Origin of the sequence: Variovorax boronicumulans NBRC 103145, from assembly GCF_001591345.1 — a bacterium.
Lineage (GTDB): Bacteria > Pseudomonadota > Gammaproteobacteria > Burkholderiales > Burkholderiaceae_C > Variovorax > Variovorax boronicumulans.
This window is the reverse complement of the sequence record NZ_BCUS01000010.1, coordinates 67,003-90,250: the sequence shown is the minus strand read 5'-3', so window position 1 is coordinate 90,250 and position 23,248 is coordinate 67,003. Positions and strand designations below refer to the sequence as shown.

21 protein-coding genes and 1 pseudogene are annotated in these 23,248 nt (G+C 68.3%); 15 read left to right on the top strand and 7 right to left on the bottom strand.

Annotated features, from left to right (window positions below; all coding sequences use genetic code 11):
* On the top strand, positions 1–757 hold a 757-nt coding region (locus VBO01S_RS05105; protein WP_157627292.1), incomplete at its 5' end, for an MFS transporter.
* Between the two features lie 10 nt (positions 758–767).
* On the opposite strand, the gene VBO01S_RS05100 is transcribed toward VBO01S_RS05105, so the two are convergent.
* A complete protein-coding gene (locus tag VBO01S_RS05100) occupies positions 768–1,325 on the bottom strand; it encodes a methylated-DNA--[protein]-cysteine S-methyltransferase (RefSeq protein WP_062471436.1) in 558 nt (185 codons plus the stop codon).
* 252 nt (positions 1,326–1,577) lie between these two features.
* On the opposite strand from VBO01S_RS05100, the gene VBO01S_RS05095 reads away from it, so the two are divergent.
* From VBO01S_RS05095 to VBO01S_RS33150, 7 genes are all read left to right on the top strand, one after another.
* The gene (locus tag VBO01S_RS05095) at positions 1,578–2,180 is read left to right on the top strand and encodes a GspH/FimT family pseudopilin (protein WP_082817992.1); all 603 of its coding nucleotides are present in this window, start codon (positions 1,578–1,580) and stop codon (positions 2,178–2,180) included.
* Positions 2,177–2,773 (top strand): type IV pilus modification protein PilV, encoded by a 597-nt coding sequence (gene pilV, locus VBO01S_RS05090; protein WP_062471413.1) that lies wholly within the window; start codon positions 2,177–2,179, stop codon positions 2,771–2,773. Before VBO01S_RS05095 ends, pilV begins: the two co-directional genes overlap by 4 nt.
* Positions 2,770–3,774 carry a PilW family protein gene (locus VBO01S_RS05085; protein WP_062471411.1) on the top strand — a complete coding sequence of 335 codons (1,005 nt, stop codon included), beginning with the start codon at positions 2,770–2,772 and terminating at the stop codon, positions 3,772–3,774. The genes pilV and VBO01S_RS05085 overlap by 4 nt, the downstream gene beginning before the upstream one ends.
* Positions 3,771–4,379, top strand: coding sequence for a pilus assembly PilX family protein (locus VBO01S_RS05080; RefSeq protein ID WP_082817987.1), 609 nt, complete (start codon positions 3,771–3,773; stop codon positions 4,377–4,379). The genes VBO01S_RS05085 and VBO01S_RS05080 overlap by 4 nt, the downstream gene beginning before the upstream one ends.
* Positions 4,380–4,383: 4 nt before the next feature.
* A complete protein-coding gene (locus VBO01S_RS05075; RefSeq protein WP_082817986.1) occupies positions 4,384–4,887 on the top strand; it encodes a type IV pilin protein in 504 nt (167 codons plus the stop codon).
* A gap of 49 nt (positions 4,888–4,936) precedes the next feature.
* A complete protein-coding gene (locus VBO01S_RS33155) occupies positions 4,937–6,415 on the top strand; it encodes a hypothetical protein (protein WP_062471407.1) in 1,479 nt (492 codons plus the stop codon).
* Positions 6,416–6,531: 116 nt separating this feature from the next.
* Positions 6,532–8,769: a pilus assembly protein gene (locus VBO01S_RS33150; RefSeq protein WP_062471405.1), complete on the top strand. Its 2,238-nt coding sequence runs from the start codon at positions 6,532–6,534 to the stop codon at positions 8,767–8,769.
* Positions 8,770–8,796: 27 nt separating this feature from the next.
* Here VBO01S_RS33150 and VBO01S_RS05060 read toward each other — a convergent pair whose 3' ends face one another.
* Positions 8,797–11,853 (bottom strand): FAD-binding and (Fe-S)-binding domain-containing protein, encoded by a 3,057-nt coding sequence (locus tag VBO01S_RS05060; protein ID WP_062471402.1) that lies wholly within the window; start codon positions 11,851–11,853, stop codon positions 8,797–8,799.
* Between the two features lie 8 nt (positions 11,854–11,861).
* Positions 11,862–12,575 (bottom strand): GntR family transcriptional regulator, encoded by a 714-nt coding sequence (locus tag VBO01S_RS05055; RefSeq protein ID WP_062471399.1) that lies wholly within the window; start codon positions 12,573–12,575, stop codon positions 11,862–11,864.
* Positions 12,576–12,696: 121 nt separating this feature from the next.
* Between VBO01S_RS05055 and VBO01S_RS05050 the strand changes: the two genes are divergently transcribed.
* From VBO01S_RS05050 to VBO01S_RS05040, 3 genes are all read left to right on the top strand, one after another.
* A complete protein-coding gene (locus VBO01S_RS05050) occupies positions 12,697–13,941 on the top strand; it encodes a pyridoxal-phosphate-dependent aminotransferase family protein (protein ID WP_062471396.1) in 1,245 nt (414 codons plus the stop codon).
* A 133-nt stretch (positions 13,942–14,074) separates the two neighbouring features.
* Positions 14,075–15,052, top strand: a complete 978-nt coding sequence (locus VBO01S_RS05045; RefSeq protein ID WP_062471393.1) for a tripartite tricarboxylate transporter substrate binding protein — start codon at positions 14,075–14,077, stop codon at positions 15,050–15,052.
* A 303-nt stretch (positions 15,053–15,355) separates the two neighbouring features.
* Positions 15,356–16,120 carry a fumarylacetoacetate hydrolase family protein gene (locus VBO01S_RS05040; RefSeq protein ID WP_062471390.1) on the top strand — a complete coding sequence of 255 codons (765 nt, stop codon included), beginning with the start codon at positions 15,356–15,358 and terminating at the stop codon, positions 16,118–16,120.
* Here VBO01S_RS05040 and VBO01S_RS05035 read toward each other — a convergent pair.
* Positions 16,069–17,031, bottom strand: coding sequence for a LysR family transcriptional regulator (locus tag VBO01S_RS05035; RefSeq protein ID WP_062471378.1), 963 nt, complete (start codon positions 17,029–17,031; stop codon positions 16,069–16,071). The genes VBO01S_RS05040 and VBO01S_RS05035 overlap by 52 nt on opposite strands.
* Positions 17,032–17,121: 90 nt before the next feature.
* On the opposite strand from VBO01S_RS05035, the gene VBO01S_RS05030 reads away from it, so the two are divergent.
* A complete protein-coding gene (locus tag VBO01S_RS05030; RefSeq protein ID WP_062471375.1) occupies positions 17,122–18,324 on the top strand; it encodes an MFS transporter in 1,203 nt (400 codons plus the stop codon).
* On the opposite strand, the gene VBO01S_RS05025 is transcribed toward VBO01S_RS05030, so the two are convergent.
* Positions 18,282–19,127: a dienelactone hydrolase family protein gene (locus VBO01S_RS05025; protein WP_062471372.1), complete on the bottom strand. Its 846-nt coding sequence runs from the start codon at positions 19,125–19,127 to the stop codon at positions 18,282–18,284. The genes VBO01S_RS05030 and VBO01S_RS05025 overlap by 43 nt on opposite strands.
* A gap of 156 nt (positions 19,128–19,283) precedes the next feature.
* Between VBO01S_RS05025 and VBO01S_RS05020 the strand changes: the two genes are divergently transcribed.
* Together VBO01S_RS05020 and VBO01S_RS33145 are read left to right on the top strand one after the other, a co-directional pair.
* Positions 19,284–20,264: a GlxA family transcriptional regulator gene (locus VBO01S_RS05020; protein WP_062471369.1), complete on the top strand. Its 981-nt coding sequence runs from the start codon at positions 19,284–19,286 to the stop codon at positions 20,262–20,264.
* A 15-nt stretch (positions 20,265–20,279) separates the two neighbouring features.
* Positions 20,280–20,750, top strand: a pseudogene (locus VBO01S_RS33145) (GNAT family N-acetyltransferase); the annotation flags it as partial.
* 69 nt (positions 20,751–20,819) lie between these two features.
* Here VBO01S_RS33145 and VBO01S_RS33140 read toward each other — a convergent pair.
* Complete coding sequence (locus VBO01S_RS33140) at positions 20,820–21,461, bottom strand: ABC transporter ATP-binding protein (RefSeq protein WP_062471366.1); 642 nt, start codon at positions 21,459–21,461, stop codon at positions 20,820–20,822.
* 50 nt (positions 21,462–21,511) lie between these two features.
* On the bottom strand, positions 21,512–22,417 hold the full coding sequence (gene gcvA, locus VBO01S_RS05010) for a transcriptional regulator GcvA (RefSeq protein WP_062471424.1): 906 nt from the start codon (positions 22,415–22,417) through the stop codon (positions 21,512–21,514).
* A 134-nt stretch (positions 22,418–22,551) separates the two neighbouring features.
* On the opposite strand from gcvA, the gene VBO01S_RS05005 reads away from it, so the two are divergent.
* Positions 22,552–23,238 (top strand): FMN-dependent NADH-azoreductase, encoded by a 687-nt coding sequence (locus tag VBO01S_RS05005; protein ID WP_062471363.1) that lies wholly within the window; start codon positions 22,552–22,554, stop codon positions 23,236–23,238.
* Positions 23,239–23,248 lie beyond the last annotated feature (10 nt).

Genomic DNA, 23,248 nt, shown 5'->3' with positions numbered 1-23,248 from the left:
GCTTGCGGGCGCGCTGGTCGCGTGGGCTGGTGCGTCGTCGGCCTTCGTGCTGGCGGCGGTGCTGTCGGTGGCGGCCGTGGGCCTCTTGCTGCGCCTGAACGAAGCACCCCGCCCTGCGGCCCCGTCGCGCCATCCGCTGCGCGACGTGCACGACGGGGCGCGCTTCGTCTGGCAGCACGCGTTCCTGCGGCCCATGCTGATGACCGGCGCGGTCTTCAACATCTCGTGGTTCGTGCTGCAGGCGGGCTATGTGCCTTATGCCGTGCGCGTGCTGGGCCTCGGCGCGCAGGCCGTGGGCTTCACGCTCGCGATGTACGGTGCGGGCATGGTGGTCGGTGCGCTGCTGACCTCGCGCGTGACGGCGCGGCTGCCGTTCGGCCGCGCGATCCAGGTCGGGCCGGCGGTGGCGGTGGCCGCCGCCGCGACGATGGCGGCCACGCTCGTCGTGCCGACCGCCTCGCTGGCCGCGCTCTCGTTCTTCCTGTTCGGCGCGGGACCGATGGTCTGGGTCATCACCTCGACCACGCTGCACCAGAGCGTGACGGCCTCGGCGATGCTGGGCCGCGTGTCGGCGGTGTTCCTCACGGTGAACGCAGGGGCACGCCCCGTGGGCGCGGCGCTCGGCGGCCTGGTGGGCGCCTTGTGGGGCGAGCCGGCCTGCCTGCTGCTGGCGCTCGCGGGCTTCGTGCTGCAGGCCGCGATCATCTTCGGCTCGCGCATCGCAGGACTGCAGCGGCTGCCCGTGCCGGCGGCCTGAACGTTCAAGCTCAGAACAGCGAGCGCGTCCCGCTGGGCGTGGCGCCTTCGATGTCGAGCATGCGCAGCTTGGTCAGTGCACCGCCGCCCGCCGAGAAGCCGCCGGGCTTGTTGCCCGCGGCCAGCACGCGGTGGCACGGCACGACCGGCGCGAAGGGGTTGTGGCCCATGGCCTGGCCGACCGCGCGCGACAGGCCCTTGTCGCCCAGTTCTTCGGCCACCTCGCCGTAGGTGCGCGTCTGCCCCGGCGGAATGCGCCGCGCGATCGCATAGACGCGCTGATAGAACTCGGACACGCCGCGCATGTCGAGTTCGATGTCGCACAGGTCGTCGGTCGCACCTTCGAGCAGCGCCTGCACACCCGCGATGGCGTGCTGCGCGCGCGGCGACGGCGGGGCTTCTTCCAGATCAGGAAAGCGTCGGTGCATGCGTGCACGCGTCGCGGCCTCGCCCCGCTCTTCGGGCAGCTGCACACCGACCAGCCCCTGTGGCCCCCAGGCCAGCGCGCAGACGCCGATGGCGGTCGGGAACAAGGCAAAGCCGGAATCGGAAGGGGATGCGGCAGTCATCGAAGCATTGTGATTCAAGGTTGAAAAACGACGCGCGGACAGGGGCGCGAAGACCTCTTCCGCAGAAGAGAAAAAGTACCAGCCGAAGACCTCGAAATACCAGACCTTCATTCGGCGCTTCGAGGCATTTCCGCTCATCCTTTCGAACGCACCGAACGTCGGCAAGCCGTTGTCGGACATGTGCATCGCCCCCTAGTCTCGCGCCTAGAAGTTGTCGGCTGAAATTCCAAAACAACAGGGAGAGACATGCACATGAGGCCACGCGATTCCTCGCGGCCGGCGCGGCTGCGCGACCAGCGCGGACTGACCGCCATCGAGCTGATGGTCACGCTGGCGATCCTCGCGATCCTGATCGGCATCGCGGCGCCTTCGATGACGCGCTTCATCGTGCAATGGCGGCTGTCCAACGCCGTCAATGCCGTGACCGGTTCGCTGCGCATCGCGCGCACTGAAGCCATCGCCCGCGCAAGAGCCGTCGTCGTCTGCCAGTTGCGCGCTGGCACCGCGGTCGACTGCGAAACCGGCTCGGGCGGCAACGATCTAGCGGCCGGCTGGATCGTCTTCGTCAACAACGACCGCGACGGCGACTTCTCCTATTCCGAGTCGACAGACGAAGTGCTGCTGCGGCAGGACGCACTGCCCGGCATCGCGAAGATCGCCCTCGGCAAAGCAGGCCGCTTCGTCTTCCTGCCCAACGGGCTGGTGAGTTCGGGAAGCAACAGCATCACGGTCGATGCCCCCGGCTTCGAAAAGTCCAGCACCACCCCATGGGCACGCAAGACGCTGTGCATCAGCAAGCCCGGGCGTATCCGCTACGCCGCGGATGGCGAAGACTGTTCGGGCAACGACGAATGAAGCGCCCTACACAACGCGGTGCCACCCTCCTCGAGGTGCTGGTCGCCATCGTCATCCTGGCCATCGGCCTGTTCGGCATGGCGGGGCTCACCTCGGCAGCCCTCAAGTACAACCAGTTCTCGCGCATGCGCGCCACCGGCCTGAGCCTGGTGAACGACTACGCGGAACGTGCCCGCGCGAACCTCGCGGGCTTTGCCGGCTACACCCACGCCAAGGCCTACAACGCCAGCACGCGCGAGGCTGCCTCCACGGACCCCACGCCGCCGCCCGCCGCGTGCGAGGTCGACACCTCCGTTCCCGACAGGCCGGTCAACACCTGCGGCGCGGCCATTGCCGCCTACGACCTCGCGCAATGGCTCACGAATGTCGGGAACCGGCTGCCCGGCGGCACGGCCTACGTCACGACGGAACTGGCCGACGCGGCCTCCGGCGTGAACGGCCTGCCGGCCACGCGCGTGCTGAACATCTGGCTGATCTGGCGTGCCATCGCGGAGGACACGGGCTTCGCGCTGCGCCAGGCCTGCCCCATCGCCGGCGCCAACATCGCGGCCCCGGCAGAGGTGAACTGCATGTACTTCCGGATCACGCTGTGAGCACCGTCTTCACTGCACTCCCACGCACGCGCAACGCGGCCCGCGGCTTCACGCTGATCGAGCTGATGATCTCGCTGACGATCGGGCTGGTGATCCTGGCCGCCGCCCTGTCCACCTTCTCGACCTCCAGCCGCAGCAGCCAGTTGTCGCAGGCCGAGACGCAGTTGAACGAGGACGGCATCCTCGCGCTCAACCTGATCCAGCAGCAGCTCAAGCAGGCCGGCTATTCGCAGCAGCTCATCCCGAGCAACGGCGCCACAGTGATGGGCAACTACGCCGGCCCCGCCGTGCGCGGATGCACCGGTGGATTCACCGACGCCGCAGCCGCCTTCGACAAGCTGTCGTGCACAGGCAAGGGCAGCGACGCCATCGCCATCCGCTACGAAGCCACCACCGACAACACCATGCCCACGGGCACCGACGCCAAGCTGGCGACGAACTGCCTGGGCAACGGCATCAACGCGCTCACGCCTACACAGGTGAACCCGCTGCCCACGCCGGCACCCGGCGCGCCCCCACCCGCCAACTACACACTGGCCGACAACCGCTATCTGGTGACCGACGCGAGCACGGCGCCGATGCTGTCCTGCCGCGGCATGGAAAAGCGCGATGCCGTCAACGCCATCGGCCCCTCGCAGCCGTTGCTGGCCAACGTCGAGAGCATGCGCATTCTCTATGGCGTGGCCAGCCGTCCCAGCATCGAGCTGGCGGCCACCTACGACCCGCTGCGACACCAGATCGTCAAGTACCTGGATGCCGCGGGTGTCGATGCCCTGGCCAGCAGCGGCGTTCTTGCCGATCTCGCCGAAGACCGTTGGAGCCGCGTGCTGAGCGTGCGCGTGTGCCTGCAGATGCGCAGCGACCGGCCGGTGCGCGACGTGCCCGACGGTGGCCTTGCCTACAAGCGATGCGACAACACCGACCGCACCGGCACCGACGGCTACCTGCGCAGGACCTTCACCACCACGGTGCTGCTGCGCAACCGCTTGATCACCCCATGAACACGAAGCCATCCCCTCTTCCGCGCCGCATCGCCGGCCGTGCGTACGAATGCGGCGCCGTGCTGATCGTCACGCTGGTCCTGGTCGTGATCCTGTCGCTGGTCGGCACCTTCGCAATCCGCAATGCCACGCAGAGCGAGCGCAGCGTGAACGGCATCCGATCAGCCGAAGTGGCCCGCGAGGCCGCGGAGACCGCGCTGCGCTTTTGCGAACAGGTGGCCATCTTCGACGGCGACGACAAGGACTACACCGAGTACGCCTCCGTCGGCATGCGCGCCCGGATCATCACGACCCCCATCGGCTCGGAGTTCGACGAAACCGCGGCATGGCGCAAGAAGGCCAGCTGGGTGGGCAACAGCGCGATCGTCGTTCCGAAGGCCTACGTCAACAAGAAGCCCACCGGCACCACGGTCGACGCGACGCCCCTGGAGATCGAACCGCGCTGCCTCATCCAGAAGATCGCCACCACTTCGACGCCCAGTCTGACCGGCTACCTGATCACCGCCCGGGGCTTTGCCAACAACGCCAGGTTCGAGAAGTCGACCGGCATCGCCACCCAAGGCGCCGAAGCGTGGCTGCAGTCCGTGCTGACGCGCGACAAATGACTCCATGACCTTCATCGCCATGACACACCTGCCTTCTGCTTCTTCGCGCTCCCGCCGCGGCTTCACGCTGATCGAAGTCATGGTCGTCGTCGCGATCGTCGCCATCCTGGCCGCCATCGCGCTGCCGAACTACCAGGAGCACGTGCGCCGCTCCAAGCGCGCCGAAGCCCAGGGCATCCTGATGGAGGCCGCGCAGTTCATGCAGCGCTACTACTCGGCGAACGACCGCTACACCGCTGTTGCGGGCGATGCCGGCGAGGAGACCGAGCAGAAGAAAGGCGCGGAGAGCCTGTTGCCCAAGGCTTTGCAGCAGTCGCCGAAATCCGGCACCGCCAACTACACCATCGCCGTCTTCGCCCGCGACACCCCACCCAGCTACATCCTCAAGGCCACCCGCACCGGCAGCATGACCGGCGACCGGTGCGGCACGCTGACCTTGAGCGGCCTGGGTGTGAAGGACATGGATGACGAGGTCACAGGGCTGCTGACGAAGGAGTGCTGGAGATGAATCTCGCACGTCCCATCAGGCCCCCACTTTCAACCGCAGGAACAACCGCATGACCACCGCGCGCTCGCTTTCTTGTTCCGCCCCCACCCATGCCACGCGCGTGCGGCGGGCATTCGCCGCCTTGGCCGCCACGCTGCTGCTGCCCATGGACGGCACACTCGCTGTCACGACACCAAGCCAGGCCCCCCTCTACAACGCCGTGCCGGGCGCCAAGCCCAACCTGATGTTCGTGCTGGACAACTCCGGGTCGATGGACGAGGAATCGCAGGAAGGCTATCCGGTCAGGGACAACTGCAAGGATGGCAGCAGCGAAGGCGGAAGGGACGGCGGCAGGGATGGTGGCCGAGATGGCGGCAACAACTGCGAAGACAAGTTCGGCTGGTATGCCATGCGATCGAGCAACATCAATACGCAGTACTACAACCCGTCCATCACCTATGCAGCCAGGGTGGACTCGAAGGGCACGCCGAAGACGAACCCCACCTTCTTCGTGGACAACCAGTCGTCGAACGACACGAGTCCGAATCACCAATCCGGAACCACGGCGGGTTCCAGGAAGTTCACCTACGTGCAATGCAAGGACGCCAATTGCGCCATGGCCACCAACAGGTCCGTGACCACCATCAGCGCGCCATCCACCACGGACACCGTCGAACTGCCCGGCGGACACAGGCGAACCGACTGCGGGCCGAACGCCACCCGGTGCACCACGGAGCAGGAACGCAAGAACATCGCGAACTGGTATGAGTGGTACCGCTCCCGCACGCTGGCGGTCAGCACGGCCCTGGGCCTGGCGATGCAAAGCTATGACAACAAGTTCCGGGTGGGCTACGTCCAGTACAACAACAACGGAGACGATGCGCTAGGCATCGTGAGTGGCGTCAACTACTTCAGGGACGAAGCGGCCGCGAACGGAAAGAAGTGGAAGACCAGCTTCTACGACTGGATCTACGGCATCAACCCCAAGGGTGGAACACCCAGCCACAACGCCCTGGTGCTCGCAGCCAGCTACTACGCCGGCACCGCAACGAAGTCCATCACCTCCTCCCCCCTGAACAGCCCCTGGAAGAACGACCCCAATGACCCGAAGAGCGGCGAGCTGAGTTGCCGGCGCGCCTACAGCATCGTGCTGTCCGACGGCGCCTGGAACGCGAAGACCGCGCAAGGCATCGACACACGCTACACCGCCAGCAGCGCAAGCATCAACTTCGACGGCAAACCGTCTGCAAGTGCCACTGCATTCAGCTATGACCCAAAGGGTGCGCCCGGCTACGACAGCACGGATGCGATCAAGAAGCTGAACGCCAGAAACACGTACATCCCCTACGGCGACGGCGGCACCAGCAGCAACGGGTTTGCCGACCTCACGGCCCGCTACTTCTGGCATACGGATTTCTCCAAGATGCTCCCCAACGACGTTCCCCCCATGGGCGGCCAGCACAACCCCACGTTCTGGCAGAACATGACCACCTTCACCATCGGCTGGGGCCTTACGCCCTCGGGTGACGCGGGCAGGACGGGGGGCTGACCTGGGCGCAGATCGAGAGCTACAACAACGATTGGCTCGCCGGCAACGCGGCGAAGAAACCCAACTGGCCCACCGGCGACCTGAACGACGGCAACAAGACGAGCGATGCACAACGCGTGGACGATTTCATCCACGCCGGCTTCACCGGCGGCGGCCGTTCCTACAGCGTCTACTCGGGCGACGACGTGCGCCGGGCACTCGACAACGCCCTGAGCAGCATGGTCGGGTCCGGCAACGACGCGGGCGTGGCCGTGTCGGGCAACAGCAACGAGTTCCAGACGCTGCAAGGTCAGTACAAGTACACGACCGAGTACCAGACCGCGGACAACAGCGGCGACATCAAGGCTTTCGAACTGAATGCCGACGGCGACTACAACGCGGTCGACAAGGCCGGCAAGCCGATCCCGGCCTGGTCCGCCAATGTCAGGATGCCCTCCGCGAACAAGCGGTCGATCTTCGCCTTGTCGAACTACGACCCCAACGCCCCCGCATCGGCCCTGCGCACGGTGCTGACCAACGACACGCGACTGGACAAACTGCCGGCCGATTTCCAAGCCCTGCTCAATGCGGACAAGCAACAGGCCGCAGACGAGAGCTTTGTCCGCTACCTGCTGGGCAGCGACCCGCAGAAGGACGCCGACGGCACGGTCTACCGGTTGCGCAAGCAGCCCATCGGCGCCTCGGTCAACTCGCCGCCGGTGTTCGTGGGCGGGCGTTTCGACATGGGCTATGGTCCCTTGAGCGCGGTGGACGGCAGGGGCACCCCCTATGCCGACTACAAGGCGCTCAAGAGCTTAGCCCCTCCCACTATCTTTGCCGCCACCAACAACGGCAAGGTCCACGTGCTGAACGCCGCCAGGAACGACGCAGGGGGCATCGAGCTGGCCGCCTTCATGCCCAAGGGCGCCATGGCGTCGCAGGTCGTCCTGGCCAATCCGAACTTCCGCTTCCGCTACACGCTCGACGGCCCGCTGGTCGAGCAGGACGTGTACGACAAGAACGGCGTGGCGCCGGCAGGTGGAAAGAACACATGGCGCCAGGTGGTGCTGGGCACCGGCGGGCGCGCGGGCCCGTTCATGTACGGCCTGGAATCGCCTTTGGGTGCCACCGGCCGCACGCCGACCCAGAACCACTTTCTCTGGGAGGTGAACAACAAGCACAAGGACTACGCCGACCTGGCCCACGTGACCAACAACCCGGTCGCAGGCCAGCTGGACGACGGCACCTGGGTCATGCTCACAGGCAGCGGTCACTACCCCGAAGCCGGCAAACAGGTCGGGCTGTACATGGTGGAGGCGCTCACCGGCAAGCTCAAGAAATTCATCGGGCTCCCCACGGAATATGGCAACGCCACCACCGGCGGCAACCGCGGCCTGGGCGGCGTGGTCGCCGTGCGGGACACCACCCGCCGCATCGTCGCCGCCTACGCCGGCGACGCGAACGGCAACCTGTGGCGTTTCGACCTGCGCAGCGCAAAGCTCGGGCCTTCCGCCAAGGGCCAGCTGCTGTTCACCACGCCGGGCGGCAAGACGCAGCCGATCTACGCCGCACCGGCGTGGCAGGTCCACCCCGGCGACGGAAGCACCTGCACGTACAGTGCCTCCACGCAGTGCGGCGCCATCGTGGTCGTCGGCACAGGCATCCTGCTTGACGAGGAAGACCTCGCAACGCCCGCCCGGAAACAGGCCATCTACGGCATCTGGGACCCGACGCCCATCGGCGGCGACGCCAAGGCCGACGCACGCAAGGTCGAACTCGCCGACCTCGTGGAGCAAACCATCGACAAGGCCTCGGCAAAGGTCGGCCTGCTCAACGAGCGCGACAAGAGCTTCTACCAGGTCAGCAGCAACGCCGTGGACTGGAAAGCCAAGAAGGGATGGCTGCTGAACCTCGGCGTGATCCCCTACCCCGGCGCCATGGAGAACGGCGAGCGCGTGGTCGGCGACCTGAGCAACCTGGGCAGCAGCGTGATCGTCACGTCCTTCCTGCCCGAGGACAAGAACCTGGGCATCGAGTCCTGCACGGCCACCGGCAGCCTGCCGAACAACACCTACGTGCTGGACGCGCTGACGGGCAAGAACAAATATTCGTTCGACGTCGATGGCAACGGCAGCTTCGATTTCTATTCGATCGTCTCGAACCCTGCCGGCGGCTTCACGCGCGGCAACGTGACCTCGCGCAACATGGTCGGCCAGCCCAACGAAGGCCGCCCCGACGGCAAGCCCGAAGTCAATTGCACCAATGAAACGGGCTTCCTGACCGGAACCGGCGAAACCGAGAAGATCGGCGACGGCTGCGGGGTGTCCCGCACCTGGCGCCGCAGCTGGCGCCAAGTGGTCTCTCCGCCCTTCTGATTTCCGAAAGAGAAAACCGCAGCCGCCTCAGAGCATCATGTGCCGCGCCAACAGCACCGCCACATGCACCGCCTCGCGCTGCGCGCCGTCGCCGATCTGGTGCCTGCAGCTCGTGCCGTCCGCCACCACGACCGCATCGGGCCTGGCGCGAATCGCGGGCAGCAGGCTCGCCTCGGCCATCTGCATCGACACCTCGAAGTGGCTGGCCTCGTAGCCAAAGCTGCCGGCCATGCCGCAGCATGAACTCTCGATGAGTTCGGGCTCGGCGCCGGGAATGAGCTTCAGCACGTCCATGATCGGGCTCACCGCGCCGAAGGCCTTCTGGTGGCAGTGGCCGTGCAGCAGGATCGGCGCGGTGGCCGGCTTCAGTGCGAGTTCGAAGCGGCCGGCCTTGCGTTCGCGGGCGATGAACTCCTCGAACAGCAGCGCCTGCTTCGCGACGGCCTGCGCCTTGTCGCCGAAGCCCATCACCAGCGTCTCGTCGCGCAGCGTGAGCAGGCACGAGGGCTCGAGCCCGACGATGGGAACACCGGCCTGCGCCAGCGGCAGCAGCGCGTCGATCAGTGCCCCCGCGCGCACCTTGGCCTCGTCCACCATGCCGCTGGCCAGGAAGGTCCGGCCGCAGCAGTGGTGCCCGCCGCCCTTCTCCACCGTGTGCAGCGCATAGCCTGCAGCGTGCAGCACGCGCGCGGCCGCAAAGACGTTCTCGCTTTCGAAGGTGCCGTTGAAGGTGTCGACAAACAGCACGGCGACCTTCTCGCCACGCGCTGCCGCAGCCAGCACCGAGGGCTGATCGGAAAACAGGCCTGCCGCCGCCGTGGCCTTGCCGCGCCAGAAGGTGTCGGTGCGCCATTCAGGCAATGAGCGCTTCGCCGAAAAGCCCAGCATCTTCTCGCCCAGCCATGCCGCCCCCGGCACGCGGTTGCGCAGGTTCAGCAGCCAGGGCATGCGGCTGGCGCGGTGCGCGTAGTCGGGCATGTAGGCGACCAGCTTGTCTTTCAGCGTGTGGCCATGGCGCTTCTTGTAGTGATCGAGAAACTCGACCTTCATCTTCGCCATGTCGACGCCGGTCGGGCAGTCGCGCTTGCAGCCCTTGCAGCCCACGCACAGGTCCATGGTCTCGTGCATGGCCTCGCTGGTGAAGGCGTCGGCGCCGAGCTGGCCCGACAGCGCCAGGCGCAGCGTGTTGGCGCGCCCGCGCGTCAGGTGCTGCTCGTCGCGCGTCACGCGGTAGCTGGGGCACATGGTGCCGGCGTCGAACTTGCGGCAGTGGCCGTTGTTGTTGCACATCTCCACGGCCTTGGCGAGGCCGCCGGTGCTGTCGCCGCCCGTGCCGGGCGCGGTGGTCACCTCGGTCACAGGGTCGGCGTTGACGTTCCAACCCGACCAGTCGAGCACGGGCTTCAGTTCGATGCGGCGGTACGGCCTGGGCGCCGTGGGCGGCGCGAAGCGGAACAGCGCGCCGTCGTCCATGCGCGGCGGGTCGATGATCTTGCCGGGGTTGAACAGGCCGATCGGATCGAGCTGCTGCTTGATCGCGCGAAAAGCCTCGTTGATCGCCGGACCGAACTGCCATTCGATCCATTCGCCGCGGCACAGGCCGTCGCCGTGCTCGCCGCTGAAGGCGCCCTTGTACTTGCGCACCAGCGCGCTGGCCTCTTCCGCGATGGCGCGCATCTTGGCCGCACCGTCGGCGCGCATGTCGAGAATGGGCCGCACATGCAGCGTGCCGACCGAGGCATGCGCGTACCAGGTGCCGCGGCTGCCGTATTTGGCGAACACCTCGGTCAGCGCGTCGGTGTATTCGGCCAGGTGCTCAAGCGGCACGGCGCAGTCTTCGATGAAGCTCACGGGCTTGCCGTCGCCCTTGAGGCTCATCATGATGTTGAGGCCGGCCTTGCGCACTTCCCACAGGTTCTTCTGGCGCGCGTCGTCGGCCATCTCGACCACGCTGCCGGGCAGGCCGAGGTCGCCCATCAGCTCGACCAGCCGCTTCAGTTGAGGCAGCAACGCAGCCTTGTCGGCGCCCGAGAACTCGACCAGCAGGATCGCAGCGGGCTTGCCGATCAGCGCTGTTTCCACGGTCGGCTTGAACGCGGGGTTGGCCAGGCTCAGCTCGATCATCGTGCGGTCGACCAACTCCACCGCCGTCGGCCCGAGCTTCACGATGTGCTGCGCCGCGTCCATGGCCGCATGGAAGGTCGGGAAGTTCACGATGCCCAGCACCTTGGCGCGCGGCAGCGGCGCCAGCTTGAGCTTCAGGCTGCGCGTGTAGGCCAGCGTGCCTTCGGCGCCGATCAGCAGGTGCGCGAGGTTCACGCTGCCGTCGGCCGTGTACGGTTTCTCGCTCTGGTTGTCGAAGATGTCGAGGTTGTAGCCCGCCACGCGGCGCATCACCTTGGGCCAGTGCTGCGCCATGGCGTCGCGGTGCTCTTGCGCCAGCCCATGCACGAACTGCGCAATGCCCGCCGCGCGCGCACCTAGCGCGCCCACGGGACCGAACTCGACCAGCTCGCCGCTCGACAGCCACGCGCTCGCGCCCAGCACGTTGTGCACCATGTTCCCGTAGGCGATGGAGCGCGAACCGCAGGAGTTGTTGCCCGCCATGCCGCCCAGCGTGGCCTGCGCGCTGGTCGACACGTCGACCGGGTACCAGAGCCCGTGCGGCTTCAGCTGCGCGTTCAGGTGATCGAGCACCAGGCCGGGCTCGACCGTCGCGGTGCCCTCTTCCACGTTCACATCGAGCACCTTGCGAAAGTGCTTGCTGTTGTCGATGACCAGCGCCGCGCCCGTGGTCTGGCCGCACTGGCTGGTGCCGCCGCCGCGCGCCAACACCGGCACCTTCAGGTCGCGCGCGATGTCGATGGCGGTGGCGATGTCGCGCTCGTTCGTGGGCACGAAGGCGCCGACCGGCGTGATCTGGTAGATCGACGCGTCGGTGGCATAGCGCCCGCGCGAACCGTCGTCGAACAGCACCTCGCCCTGCGTGTCGGTGCGCAGCCGGCGCGCCAGCAGTTCACAGGTGTCGTTGGGCGGAAGAACGGTTCCGGCTGGCTGCATGTGGCTGGCGGGGTCGATGCGCATGTGGGTGCTTAGCTCGCGTTGTTGCTCGTGGTCTTGCTCTTGGCAGTGGGGTAGATCTGCCCGGCGCGCAGCAGCTCCAGCACGGTGTCGCGCTTGCGCAGCACGTGCGCCGTGAGCACCTTGCGCATGGCCTGCGCGTCGCGCGCGGCCAGCGCCTGCACCATCTGCTCGTGCTCCTCGACCGCGTGCTTCCACTTGGTCTCGTCCTGGTTGGTGCGAAAGCGCAGCGACTGCACGCGGGCGTTGATCGAGCGGTAGGTGTTCGACAGCACCGGGTTCGCCGCCGCGTCGTTGATGGCGGTGTGGATGCGCGCGTTCAGGCGGTAGTAGCCCGACAGGTCGCGCCGCGCGAAGCAGGCCATCATTTCGTAGTGCTGCGCGCGCACCTCGGCCAGTTCTTCGTCGGTGATGCGCTTGGCAGCCAGCTCGCCCGACATGCCCTCGAGCATCGCCAGCACCTCGAAGGTGTTGAGCACGTCGGCCTCGGTGAGCTTCACCGCCACCGCGCCGCGGTTGGGCAGCAGATCGACCAGCCCCTCGGCCGCCAGCAACTTGATGGCCTCGCGCAGCGGCGTGCGCGACACGTTCAGCTGCAGGCACAGCTCGCGTTCGTTGAGCTTGGCGCCGGGCGCGATGCGCCCCTCCACCAGCATGGTGCGCAGGCGCGCCACCACCTGGTCATGCAAGGCCAGCCTGGAGATTTCGATGATTTCAGCGGTCATATGGGGTTCCCTTGTCTGAATTTTGAATGCAAAAAATAGCCGATACAACCTAGGTTGATAGGTGTAAACCAGCATACATAAATGCATTTTGAATGCAAAACTGAGCGCACAAGGAGAGCCCATGCTGCAACTCGACATCCACCCCACCGGCCGTCACTTCCTCCAGATTCCCGGCCCCAGCCCGGTCCCCGACCGCATCCTGCGGGCCATGAGCCTGCCCACCATCGACCACCGCGGGCCTGAGTTCGGCACGCTGGGACTGAAGGTGCTCGGCGGCATCAAGGAGATCTTCAAGACGAAGCACCCGGTCGCGATCTACCCCGCCTCCGGCACCGGCGCCTGGGAGGCCGCACTCGCCAACACGCTCAGCCCCGGCGACCACGTGCTCATGTACGAGACCGGCCACTTCGCGTCGCTGTGGCAGAAGATGGCCACGCGCCTGGGCCTGTCGACCGAGTTCCTGGCCTACACCGGCACCGACGCCCACCTGCCGAATGCGCCCAGCTGGCGCCGCGGCGTGCAGGCCGAGCTCATCGAGGCGCGCCTGCGCAAGGACACCGAGAAGAAGATCAAGGCTGTGTGCGTGGTGCACAACGAGACCTCCACCGGCGTCACCTCCGACATCGCCTCGGTGCGCAAGGCCATCGACGCGGCGGGCCACCCCGCCCTGCTCATGGTCGACAGCATCTCGGGTCTGGCCAGCGCCGACTACCGCCATGACGAATGGGGTGTCGACGTCTGCGTGAGCGGCTCGCAGAAGGGCCTGATGCTGCCGCCCGGCATCAGCTTCAACGCGCTGTCGCCCCGTGCACTCGAAGTCTCGAAGCACGCGAAGCTGCCCAAGGCCTTCTGGGCCTGGGACGAGATCGTCGAGATGAACAAGGACGGCTACTGGCCCTACACGCCCAACACCAACCTGCTGTACGGCCTCTCGGAATCGCTCGACATGATCCTCGGCGAAGGCCTGGACAACGTGTTCGCGCGCCACCAGCGCTGGGCCGCCGGCGTGCGCGCCGCGGTCAACACCTGGGGCCTGCCGATCCAGTGCGCCGACCCGTCCGTGTACTCGCCCGTGCTCACCGGCGTGATCACACCCGAGGGCGTCGATGCCGACGCGGTGCGCCGCCTGATCCACCAGCGCTTCGACCTGTCGTTGGGCACCGGCCTGGGCAAGCTCAAGGGCCGCATGTTCCGCATGGGCCACCTGGGCGACAGCAACGACCTGACGCTCGTGGCCATGGTCGCGGGTGTCGAGATGGGCATGAAGCTCAGCGGCATCAAGCTCGCGGGCAGCGGCGTGCAGGCGGCGATGGACTATTTCGCGAGCCACCAGGCTGCACCGGTCGGCCTGCAAAAAGCAGCCTGAACCCGGCGCACGCCAACCCACACCGGCCGCAGCGCATCGCTCGAACGATGCGGCGGCCCACCACCACCCTGCCGGGCCCGCGCAAGCGGCTCCCGGCACGCATCGGATTCCCCAACCGACGGAGACAAAGAAGATGCAAAGACGTTCCCTGATCCAGGCCGCCGCCGGCGCGGCCGCCACGCTGGGCGTGCCCCGGCTGTTCGCGCAGGAGTGGCCCACGGGCCCCGTGCGCATCGTGGTGGGCTTTCCACCCGGCGGCGGCACCGACGCGCTCGCGCGCGTGGTCGCGCAGAAACTCACGACGATGTGGGGCCAGCAGGTCATCGTCGAGAACAAGGCCGGCGTCGCCGGCGTGCTCGCGGCCGACTACGTGGCGCAGCAGCCCAGCGACGGCACCACCCTGCTCATGGCCCACATCAACAGCCACGCGCTCGCGCCCAGCCTGCAGCCCAAGCTGCGCTACCACGTGGAGCGCGACTTCGTGCCGATCGTGCTCGTGGGCGTCACGCCCAACCTGCTCATCGCCAACCCGGGCCAGAAGGCCCTCAGCGTGAAAGACATCGTCGCCGCCTGCAAGGCCGCGCCCGGCACCGTGAGCTTCGGCTCCGCCGGCGCGGGCTCGGCCCAGCACCTGGCGCTGGAGATGTTCAAGCTGCAGGGCGGCGTCGATGCGCTGCACGTGCCCTATAAGGGCAGCGGCCCGCTGCTGGCCGACCTGATGGGCGGGCAGATCCAGTACAGCTTCGAGACCATGACCGCCGCCACCCCGCACGTGAAGAACGGCCGCGTGCTCGCCGTGGCGCAGACGCGCACCAAGCGCGCCAAGGGCCATCCGAACGTGCCGACGATGCAGGAGCAAGGCTTCGCGGGCTTCGAGGCCACCACCTGGTACGGCCTGGCCGGCCCCGGCAAGCTGCCCCCGGCCATCGCGCAGAAAGTGAACCGCGACGTCAACACCGTGCTCGCGATGCCCGATGTGCAGGAGCGGCTCGACACCTACGGCGCGGAAGACGGCGGCGGTTCGCAGGACAAGTTCAAGCAGTTCATTAGCACCGAGATCGCCAAGTGGGCGAAAGTCGTCAAAGACGGCAAGGTGCAGGTCGAGACTTGAGGCTTTTGTTCAGGGCGACGCTCACGCCGACGGGGCACCTTGCTCCGCGAATGTCCCCCGGGGCTGCGCCCCTCCTCCTTGATTTCGCTGCGCAAGGCACCCCATCGGCGTGAGCGAGTTCAGAGCAGTTGTTGATCGGCCGCGCACCAGCAGCGCGTCCATGTGCCCAGGACACTGGGTGCTTCCCGCAGCGAAATCAAGGAGGAGGCCGCAGGCCGGGGGACATTCGCGGAGGGAAGTACCCGGTGGCCTGGGCACGCGCCCTGAACAAACGAACCCCAAAGAAACTGAGAAGATCCAAAAATGACGCCCGACCAAAAAGCCCTCACCGAAGCCCTCATCGCCGCACGCCAAGCCAACCGCACGCTCGACGCCACCCCGTGGACCGACGCCCTGCCAGACGCACCACAAGCGTATGAAGTGCAAGACGCCGTAGCCGCAGCCCTCGGCTGGTTCAACGGTGTTCCGAAGACTTGGAAGTCCGGCGGCGGCTCCCGCAGCGCCACGCTCACGCACGCCCCGCTGCCCCCGCTCGGCGTGCGCCAAAGCCCCGCCAACTTCAGCGACCTCACATTCCACACCCCCGGCATCGAGGCAGAAATTGCATTGAGACTCGGCCAGGACGTCACCCCCGCCCAAGCCGCCGCGCTCGACCACGACAACTCGGCAGCCCTCATCGACGCCATGGCCGTCTCCGTCGAAATCGTCGATGCGCGTTGGCAAGACCTGGCCGCCACACCCGCCCTGCTGCGCCTGGCCGATTCGCAGGTACACGGCGCACTCGTGCTCGGCGACTGGCAACCGTACGCCGCCGTCGACTGGGCCTCGCAGCGCTGCGAAACGAAGATCGGCGACGCCGAAACAGTGGTGCGCGAAGGTACGCATCCGCTGGCCGACCCGGCCTGGCTGCTGCCGATCTGGCTGCGCCACCTCACGCGCCACGGCCAGACCGTGCCCGCCGGCACGGTCGTCACCACCGGCTCGTGGGTCGGCGTGCTGCCCTGCCGCCGCGGCGATCAGGTGACGGCCGAATTCCCCGGCATCGGCGCCGTGCGCTTGAGCGTGTAACGCCCGCCGCCCACGCCCGAGCACGCCACCAGGAAGTCGAGCACCGCCCGCACCCGCGCGGGCAGCGTGCCGGCCTTGCCGATGTACACCGCGTGGATCGGCTCGATCTCGCCCGGGTTGAACTCCTCGAGCAGCGGCACCAGCCGGCCGGCCTCGATGTCGTGCTGGATGTGATACAGCGACAAGCGCGCCACACCCGCCCCCGCGATCGCCAGCTGCCGCAGCGTCTCGCCGTCGCCCGCGCGCACCGGCCCCGCCACTGGCAACATCACCATGCGCCCATCGACACGCAACGGCCAGTCGGGCGTGTTGCGCCGGTAACTCCAGCCCAGCCGGTTGTGCGCCTCCAGCTCCTGCGGCGTGCGCGGCGTGCCGTATTTCGCCAGGTAGTCCGGCGCGGCCACGATGGCCTGGCTCGTTTCGCCCAGGCGCCGCGCCACCAGGTCGGACGACGGCAACTGGCCCCAACGGATCGCGATGTCGGCGCGCTCGTCCATCAGATCGACGATGCGGTCGGTCAGCGCAATGTCGAGCGTGATCTGCGGATGCATCTCGAGCAGGCGCGGCACCAGCGGCACCAGCTTGTGGTGACCGAAGGACACGCTGGCGTTGATGCTCACCCGCCCGCGCGGCGCCGCACCGGCCGCGGCGCAACGCTCGGCCTCGTCCATGTCGGCCAGCACGCGCGTGCTGCGCTCGTAGAAATGCAGCCCCTCGGGCGTGAGCTGCAGCTTGCGCGTGGAGCGGTGCACCAGCTGGATGCCCAGGCGCAGCTCGAGCCGCGCCACCAGCTTACTGACGGCCGAGGGCGTCATGTCCAGCAGCCGCGCCGCCGCCGAGAAACCGCCCGCCTCCACCACCTGCACGAAGGCCTCCATTTCACCGGAGCGGTTGACGTCGATGCGCGGCATGGCCTTCCTTTGCTGTGACTTGAATTCACAAGTGCATGTACTGGCGGCATTCTAGTCATCGGGGCCGATCGTCCGCACAGTACAGGCATCATGCCCATCGCTCTCCTTGCCCTCACCGCCGGTGCCTTCGGAATAGGCACCACCGAATTCGTCATCATGGGCCTGCTCATGCAGGTGTCGACGGACCTTCACGTCTCCATCACGGCCGCCGGCCTGCTGATCTCGGGCTACGCGCTCGGCGTCGCGGTCGGCGCGCCCGTGCTCACCATTGCGACCCGCAAGCTGCCGCGCAAGACCGTGCTGCTCGCGCTGATGGCGATCTTCACGCTCGGCAACCTCGCCTGTGCGCTCGCGCCCAACTACGAGATGCTGATGGCCGCGCGCGTCATCACCTCGCTGGCGCACGGCACCTTCTTCGGCGTCGGCTCGGTGGTGGCCACCGGCCTCGTGGCGCCCGAGCGCCGCGCCTCGGCCATCGCGATCATGTTCACCGGCCTCACCGCCGCCACGCTGCTGGGCGTGCCGGCCGGCGCTTGGCTGGGCCTGCAGCTGGGTTGGCGCTCGACCTTCTGGGCGGTGACCCTGATCGGCGTGCTGGCCTTCGTGGTGCTCGCGGCCTTCGTGCCCCGCATGAAGGGCGAGGCCAAGCCGGCCCCGCTGCGCGAAGAGATCGCCGTGCTCGCCCGCCCGCAGGTGCTGCTGGGCCTGGCGATGACGGTGCTCGGTTTTGCCGGCGTGTTCGTGGTCTACACCTACATCCAGCCACTGCTGACGCAGATCACCGGGCTTTCGGAATCGGCCGTGTCGCCGGTCCTGCTGGTGTTCGGCGGCGGCCTGGCCGTCGGCAACATCCTGGGCGGCAAGCTGGCCGACCGCGCACCGATGGCCGCCGTGCTCGGTACGCTGGTGGCGCTGGCCGTGGTGCTCGGCGCGATGCAGTTCACCATCGGCACGCCATTCACCGCCGTGGTGTTCGTCGGCCTGCTCGGCGTGGCCTCGTTCGCCACCGTGGCGCCGATGCAGCTGCGCGTGTTGGAAAAGGCCTCGGGCGCGGGCCAGAACCTCGCCTCGAGCCTGAACATCGCGGCCTTCAACCTCGGCAACGCGCTGGGTGCCTGGGTCGGTGGCGTGACCATCGACCACGGCCCGGGGCTGCGTGCGCTGGGCTGGGTGGCCGCACTGCTCACGCTCGTGGGCCTGGCGATCGCGCTGTGGAGCCGCGCGCTCGACCGCCGGACACAGAAGACCGGTCAGCTGCCGGCCGACGGCGCCGCTTCTTCCGCACGGGCCTGATCCGCAACCCCGAGGCGGCGCGCGAAGAACGAAAGGATCTCGTCGCGCGCCGCAATGGTCGGCTGGCCGGCCTCGTCGATCAGGTGCGCCGTCACCACGCTGTGCGGGCTGGCCACCACCTGCGAGAAAAACGACGGCAGGTCGCGCGTGTTGGCCGCGCTGTCGGGCAGCACGCGGGCCACGAAGCGGTCGCCCAGTGCCTCTGCATACGCCGCGAAACGCTGGGCCCGGCAGAAGCGGTCGCCCTCGAAGCGGTAGGCCATCACGGTCAGGTCCTCGCGCTCCAGGCGCTGGCGCACCTGGGCGATCTCTTCCTGCGAGATCTCGATGCCGCCGGGGTTGTCCAGCGGCAGCGACGGCTGCGACAGCACGGGCGCCAGCACGGCGGGCTCCAGCATCATGGTGAGCGCGAAGTTGCCGGTGAAGCACATGCCGATGGCGCCCACGCCCGGCCCGCCGCACTCCGCATGCGCCAGCCGCGCCAGCGCGCGCAGCCACTGCGTCACCGGGCTCGAGGCATTGCCCGCGAAGGCACGGAACTCGGCGCTCACGCAGGCGCGCTGGAACACGGCCTTGCCCTCCTCCGCACCCGGCACCGCGCCGTCGCGCCCGAACATCGACGGCATGTAGACCGTGAAGCCGGCGTAGCGCACCCAGCGGGCGAAACGCGCCACGTGCGGGCTGATGCCGGGCATCTCGGTCATCACGATCACGGCCGGGCCGGTGCCGGCCACGTAGACCGCCTTGGTGGCGCCGTCGAGCGCGATCTCGCGGCGGGCGAAGTCGTCGAGCGGGTCGGTCATGGCAAGGCCTCCCGGGCGTGTAGGTGAGCGCCGTGAGGAGCAAGGGCAAGGATGTGGGACACGAAGGCACTTTCGGTGTTGCGACGATGCCCATTGCACCCGAGCACGCACTAGACTGCCAGTGTCCATTCAGACGCCTATCGGGCGTTTTCTGCCATGCACGATTTCACCGTTCTCGTCCTTCCGGGCAGCTTCGCCACCAGCACCGCCGTCACGCTCGACGTGCTGGCGGCCGCCGCCACGCTCGCACCGCGCCACCAGATGCCCCGCCCCACCTGGCGCGTGGTGTCGCCCGATGGCGGCAGCGTGCCGCTGAGCAATGGCCTGCAGATCGACACCCTCGCCATGCCCCGCCGCGCGCGCACCGACGGCTCGACCTGGATCGTGCCCGGCCTCGGCGTCGACAAGCCGGCCGACCTCGCACTGCGCCTGACCGACGACCACGCCCGCGCCGCCATCGATGCGGTGCGACGCCATGCCGCACGCGGCGGCGCGGTCGCGGCCTCGTGCTCGGCCGTGTTCCTGCTGCAGGCAGCCGGCCTGCTGGCGCAGCGCCGCGTCACCACCTCGTGGTGGCTGGCGCCCGAGCTGCGCCGCCTCGAACCGGCCTGCCACGTCGATGCCGACCGCATGGTCTGCGCCGACGGGCCGGTGAGCACCGCGGGCGCGGCCTTTGCGCAGTCGGACCTCATGCTGCACCTGCTGCGCACGCGCTTCGGCCCCGCGCTGGCCGAGGCGGTGAGCAAGGTGCTGCTGATCGACGGCCGCCAGGCGCAGGCCCCCTTCGTCGTGCCCTCGATGCTGTCCAACGGCAACGAGCTGGTCGCGCGCCTCACGCGGCGCATCGAGGCCGCACTGCCCACGCCGCCCAGCGTGGCCGCGTTGGCCGAAGAGTTCGCGATGTCGCAGCGCACGTTGGCCCGGCGCGTGCGCGCCGCCACCGGCCTGGGGGCGCTGGCGCTGGTGCAGAGCGTGCGGCTGAACCGCGCGCGCCTGCTCATCGAGAGCAGCCGCATGACCATCGAGCAGGTCGCGGCACAGGTCGGCTACGAAGACGCCACGGCGCTGCGGCGGCTGATGCGCAAGTCGGCCGGCGCGCCGCCGAGCCGGTTCCGGTCGGCCTTGCAGACGGCGTGACGCGGTTGCCTCAGAATGCGCCGCACCATGAACCGTCCACCCGTCACCCTTCGTCCCGCCACCGCAGCCGACGCGCACACGCTTGCCGCGCTCGCGATCCAGGTCTGGCTCGACACCTACGCCACCGACGGCGTGAACGACGTGCTCGGGCGCTACGTGCTCTCGACCTTCACGCCGGCAGCGTTCGCCGCGTGGTCGGAATCGCCCCAGGTTGCGCTGCGCGTGGCGCAGGTCGGCGACCAGCTCGTGGGCTATGCGCTGCTGCAGTTCGGCGCCGCGCAGCCGCTGGTGTCGGGCTGCGACACCGAGCTGCGCACGCTCTATGTGCAGTCACCCTTCCAGCGCAGCGGTGTCGGGTCGATGCTGCTGCGCGAAGCCCGCGACGCCGCCCACGCACGCACGGGCAGCGACGGCCTGTGGCTCGCGGTGTACGCGAAGAACCCGCGCGCCGTCGCGTTCTACGAAAAGCAAGGCTTGGTCGCGATGGGGCTCACGCAGTTCATGCTCGGCGGGAAGCCGCACGACAACCACGTGATGGCGACACCGCGCCGCTGGTCAACCCAGCGGCAGCTCGATGCAGGCGGCCAGCGGCACCTCCGTGACGCGCTCGCTGCTCGCCACAACCACCGCCCGCCCCGGCTGCGCCATGCGCCGTTCGATGGCCCGCCACAGGCCGTGGATCGAACGCGCATCGAGCGCACCGACCGGGTCGTCCAGCAGCACCACGGGCCGCCCCGACGCGAGCGCGGCGGCCAGCCCGACCTTGCGGCGCGAGCCGGTCGACAGCATGAACATCTGCTTTTCCAGGTGCGGCACCAGAGAGAAGGCCTCGACCAAGCGCTGCCATTCGGCCTTGTCGAACCCCGCATCGCCCTCGCCCAGCAAGGCCGTGCAGGCCTGCACGCTGAGTGGGTCGAAGGCTTCCGACGCCGGTTCGCAGAAGAAGACCTGGCGCCGGTAGGCGGCGGGTTCGGCGTCGAGCGCCACGCCGGCCGCACGCAGTTGCCCGGCCGATGCGGGCTGCTGCCCCGCGAGCACGCGCAGCAAGGTCGACTTGCCGCTGCCGGTGTCGCCGTACAACAGCGTGACGCCCTCGCCGATGCTGGCGGACCAGCGGTCGGCCAGCGCGGGCTGGTCGGGGTAGGCGAAGTGCAGGTTCTGGATCTGCAGGAGGGAAGAAGTCGAGGAAGTTCGCATGAGAAGGGGGAACGAAACGGCGATGAACGCGATTGTGTCGCTGCCGTGATTCAGACCCCGCCGGCGTCCAGCGGCGACAGCCCCTTCACCCACTCGAACACCGCCGCCACGTTCGGATCGTCGCGCCGCGCCTGCGGGCACACGAGGTAGAACGGCGAGCCCTGCAGCACCGGTCCGAAGGGCTGCACGAGGTTGCCCGCGCGCAGTTCGTCGGCGATGAGCGCCAGGCCCATCAGCGCCACGCCCTGCCCCTGCAGCGCGGCTGAGACGGTGTGGGTCTCGTCGGAGAACACGGGGCCGGCCGACACGTCCAGGCCGGGCACCTGCGCCGCGTGCTGCCATGCGGCCCAGGTGCCGGGTTGGGTCTTGCTGTTCGGCACCGCGAAATGCAGCAGCGTGTGCTTCACGAGGTCGGCCGGGCGGCGCAGCTTGAGTGCGGGGCTGCAGGCCGGCGCGAAGACGGTGTCGAACAGCTTCTCAGCCACCAGGCCCGGCCACTGGCCCTTGCCGTAGCGGATGGCGACGTCGGCCGTGAGGCCGTCCAGCGGCACGGCGTCGTGCGAGGCGTGGATGCGCAGGTCGAGCCGGGGATGCGCCGCGCGCAGCGCCCCCACGCGCGGCAACAGCCAGCGCGCGGCCACGGCGGGCGTGGTCGACAGCGTGATGGCGCTGCGCTCGGGCGGCGCACGCAGGCGCGCCACGGCCTGGGCCATGGCAGCGAACGAATCGCTCAGCACCGCCTGCAGCTCGCGGCCCTGCGGCGTCAGCACGAGCTGGCGCGGCTGGCGCACGAACAGCGCCACGCCCAGCGACTCCTCGAGCTGGCGCACCTGGTGGCTGATGGCGGTGGGCGTGACCGACAGCTCGTTCGCCGCGAGCTTGGCGCTGCAATGGCGTGCGGCGGCCTCGAAGGCGCGCAGCGAGGCCAGCGGAGGCAGGGAATGCAGGAGGGGCATGGCGTGCTGATAGATGAATTGAATTTTCTGCAGCAAGAAAAATTCGTCGTTTGTCCGGCCACGGATGCTTCGATAGATTGGGAACCGTGTCAAGCAGACAGCTGAATTCCCTTCATCCAACCGAGGACCACGCCATGACCACCACCACCCTGCTCCACATCGATGCCAGCCCCCGTTCCGGCCGTTCGGGCGCCGTCGTCCACGGCTCGCATTCGCGCCGCCTGAGCCACCACTTCGTCAGCACCTGGCAGGCGGCCCGCCCGCAGGACGAGGTGATCTACCGTGACTTCGGCATCGCGCCGCCGCAGGCGGTCACCGGCGACTGGATCCACAGCGCCTACACGCCCGCCGAAGCGCGCGAACCCTGGATGCACGAGGTGCTTGCCGAGAGCGACACCTTCATTGCCGAGCTGCGCCGCGCCGACGTGATCGTCATGGGCACGCCCATGTACAACTACAGCGCCCCGGCCACCGTGAAGGCGTGGATCGACAACATCGTGCGCGTCGGCGAGACCTTCGACATGGACCCGGGCCTGGACGACCCCTACGTGCCGCTGCTGGCCGAGCGCCCGCGCCGCACGGTGCTGCTCACCGCGCACGGCAGCAGCGGCTTCGGGCCCGGCGGCATGCAGGCGCATCTGAACTTTCTGGTGCCGGGCGTGAAGGCTGCGCTGGGCCTGGTCGGGCTGCGCGAGGTGCACGACATCGCGGTCGAGCATGCGGAAGACCGGGGCGACCTGCTGGAGCGTTCGATGGCCGAGGCGCTGTCGGGCATCGAGCAATTGGTGCGCGACCTGCAGGCGAAGGTGCAGGCCGGCTGAAGGCGGCCCG

Bases quoted from the DNA above. Each gene is read 5' to 3' on its own strand.
- VBO01S_RS05005 (WP_062471363.1), top strand. From the start codon at position 22,552: ATGACCACCACCACCCTGCTCCACATCGATGCCAGCCCCCGTTCCGGC.
- VBO01S_RS05080 (WP_082817987.1), top strand. From the start codon at position 3,771: ATGAACACGAAGCCATCCCCTCTTCCGCGCCGCATCGCCGGCCGTGCG.
- VBO01S_RS05035 (WP_062471378.1), bottom strand. From the start codon at position 17,031: ATGCCGCGCATCGACGTCAACCGCTCCGGTGAAATGGAGGCCTTCGTG.
- VBO01S_RS05060 (WP_062471402.1), bottom strand. From the start codon at position 11,853: ATGCGCATCGACCCCGCCAGCCACATGCAGCCAGCCGGAACCGTTCTT.
- VBO01S_RS05030 (WP_062471375.1), top strand. From the start codon at position 17,122: ATGCCCATCGCTCTCCTTGCCCTCACCGCCGGTGCCTTCGGAATAGGC.
- VBO01S_RS05040 (WP_062471390.1), top strand. From the start codon at position 15,356: ATGACGCCCGACCAAAAAGCCCTCACCGAAGCCCTCATCGCCGCACGC.
- gcvA (WP_062471424.1), bottom strand. From the start codon at position 22,417: ATGCCCCTCCTGCATTCCCTGCCTCCGCTGGCCTCGCTGCGCGCCTTC.
- VBO01S_RS05100 (WP_062471436.1), bottom strand. From the start codon at position 1,325: ATGACTGCCGCATCCCCTTCCGATTCCGGCTTTGCCTTGTTCCCGACC.
- VBO01S_RS05020 (WP_062471369.1), top strand. From the start codon at position 19,284: ATGCACGATTTCACCGTTCTCGTCCTTCCGGGCAGCTTCGCCACCAGC.
- VBO01S_RS05050 (WP_062471396.1), top strand. From the start codon at position 12,697: ATGCTGCAACTCGACATCCACCCCACCGGCCGTCACTTCCTCCAGATT.
- pilV (WP_062471413.1), top strand. From the start codon at position 2,177: ATGAAGCGCCCTACACAACGCGGTGCCACCCTCCTCGAGGTGCTGGTC.
- VBO01S_RS05095 (WP_082817992.1), top strand. From the start codon at position 1,578: ATGAGGCCACGCGATTCCTCGCGGCCGGCGCGGCTGCGCGACCAGCGC.
- VBO01S_RS05055 (WP_062471399.1), bottom strand. From the start codon at position 12,575: ATGACCGCTGAAATCATCGAAATCTCCAGGCTGGCCTTGCATGACCAG.
- VBO01S_RS33140 (WP_062471366.1), bottom strand. From the start codon at position 21,461: ATGCGAACTTCCTCGACTTCTTCCCTCCTGCAGATCCAGAACCTGCAC.
- VBO01S_RS05025 (WP_062471372.1), bottom strand. From the start codon at position 19,127: ATGACCGACCCGCTCGACGACTTCGCCCGCCGCGAGATCGCGCTCGAC.
- VBO01S_RS33155 (WP_062471407.1), top strand. From the start codon at position 4,937: ATGACCACCGCGCGCTCGCTTTCTTGTTCCGCCCCCACCCATGCCACG.
- VBO01S_RS05075 (WP_082817986.1), top strand. From the start codon at position 4,384: ATGACCTTCATCGCCATGACACACCTGCCTTCTGCTTCTTCGCGCTCC.
- VBO01S_RS05045 (WP_062471393.1), top strand. From the start codon at position 14,075: ATGCAAAGACGTTCCCTGATCCAGGCCGCCGCCGGCGCGGCCGCCACG.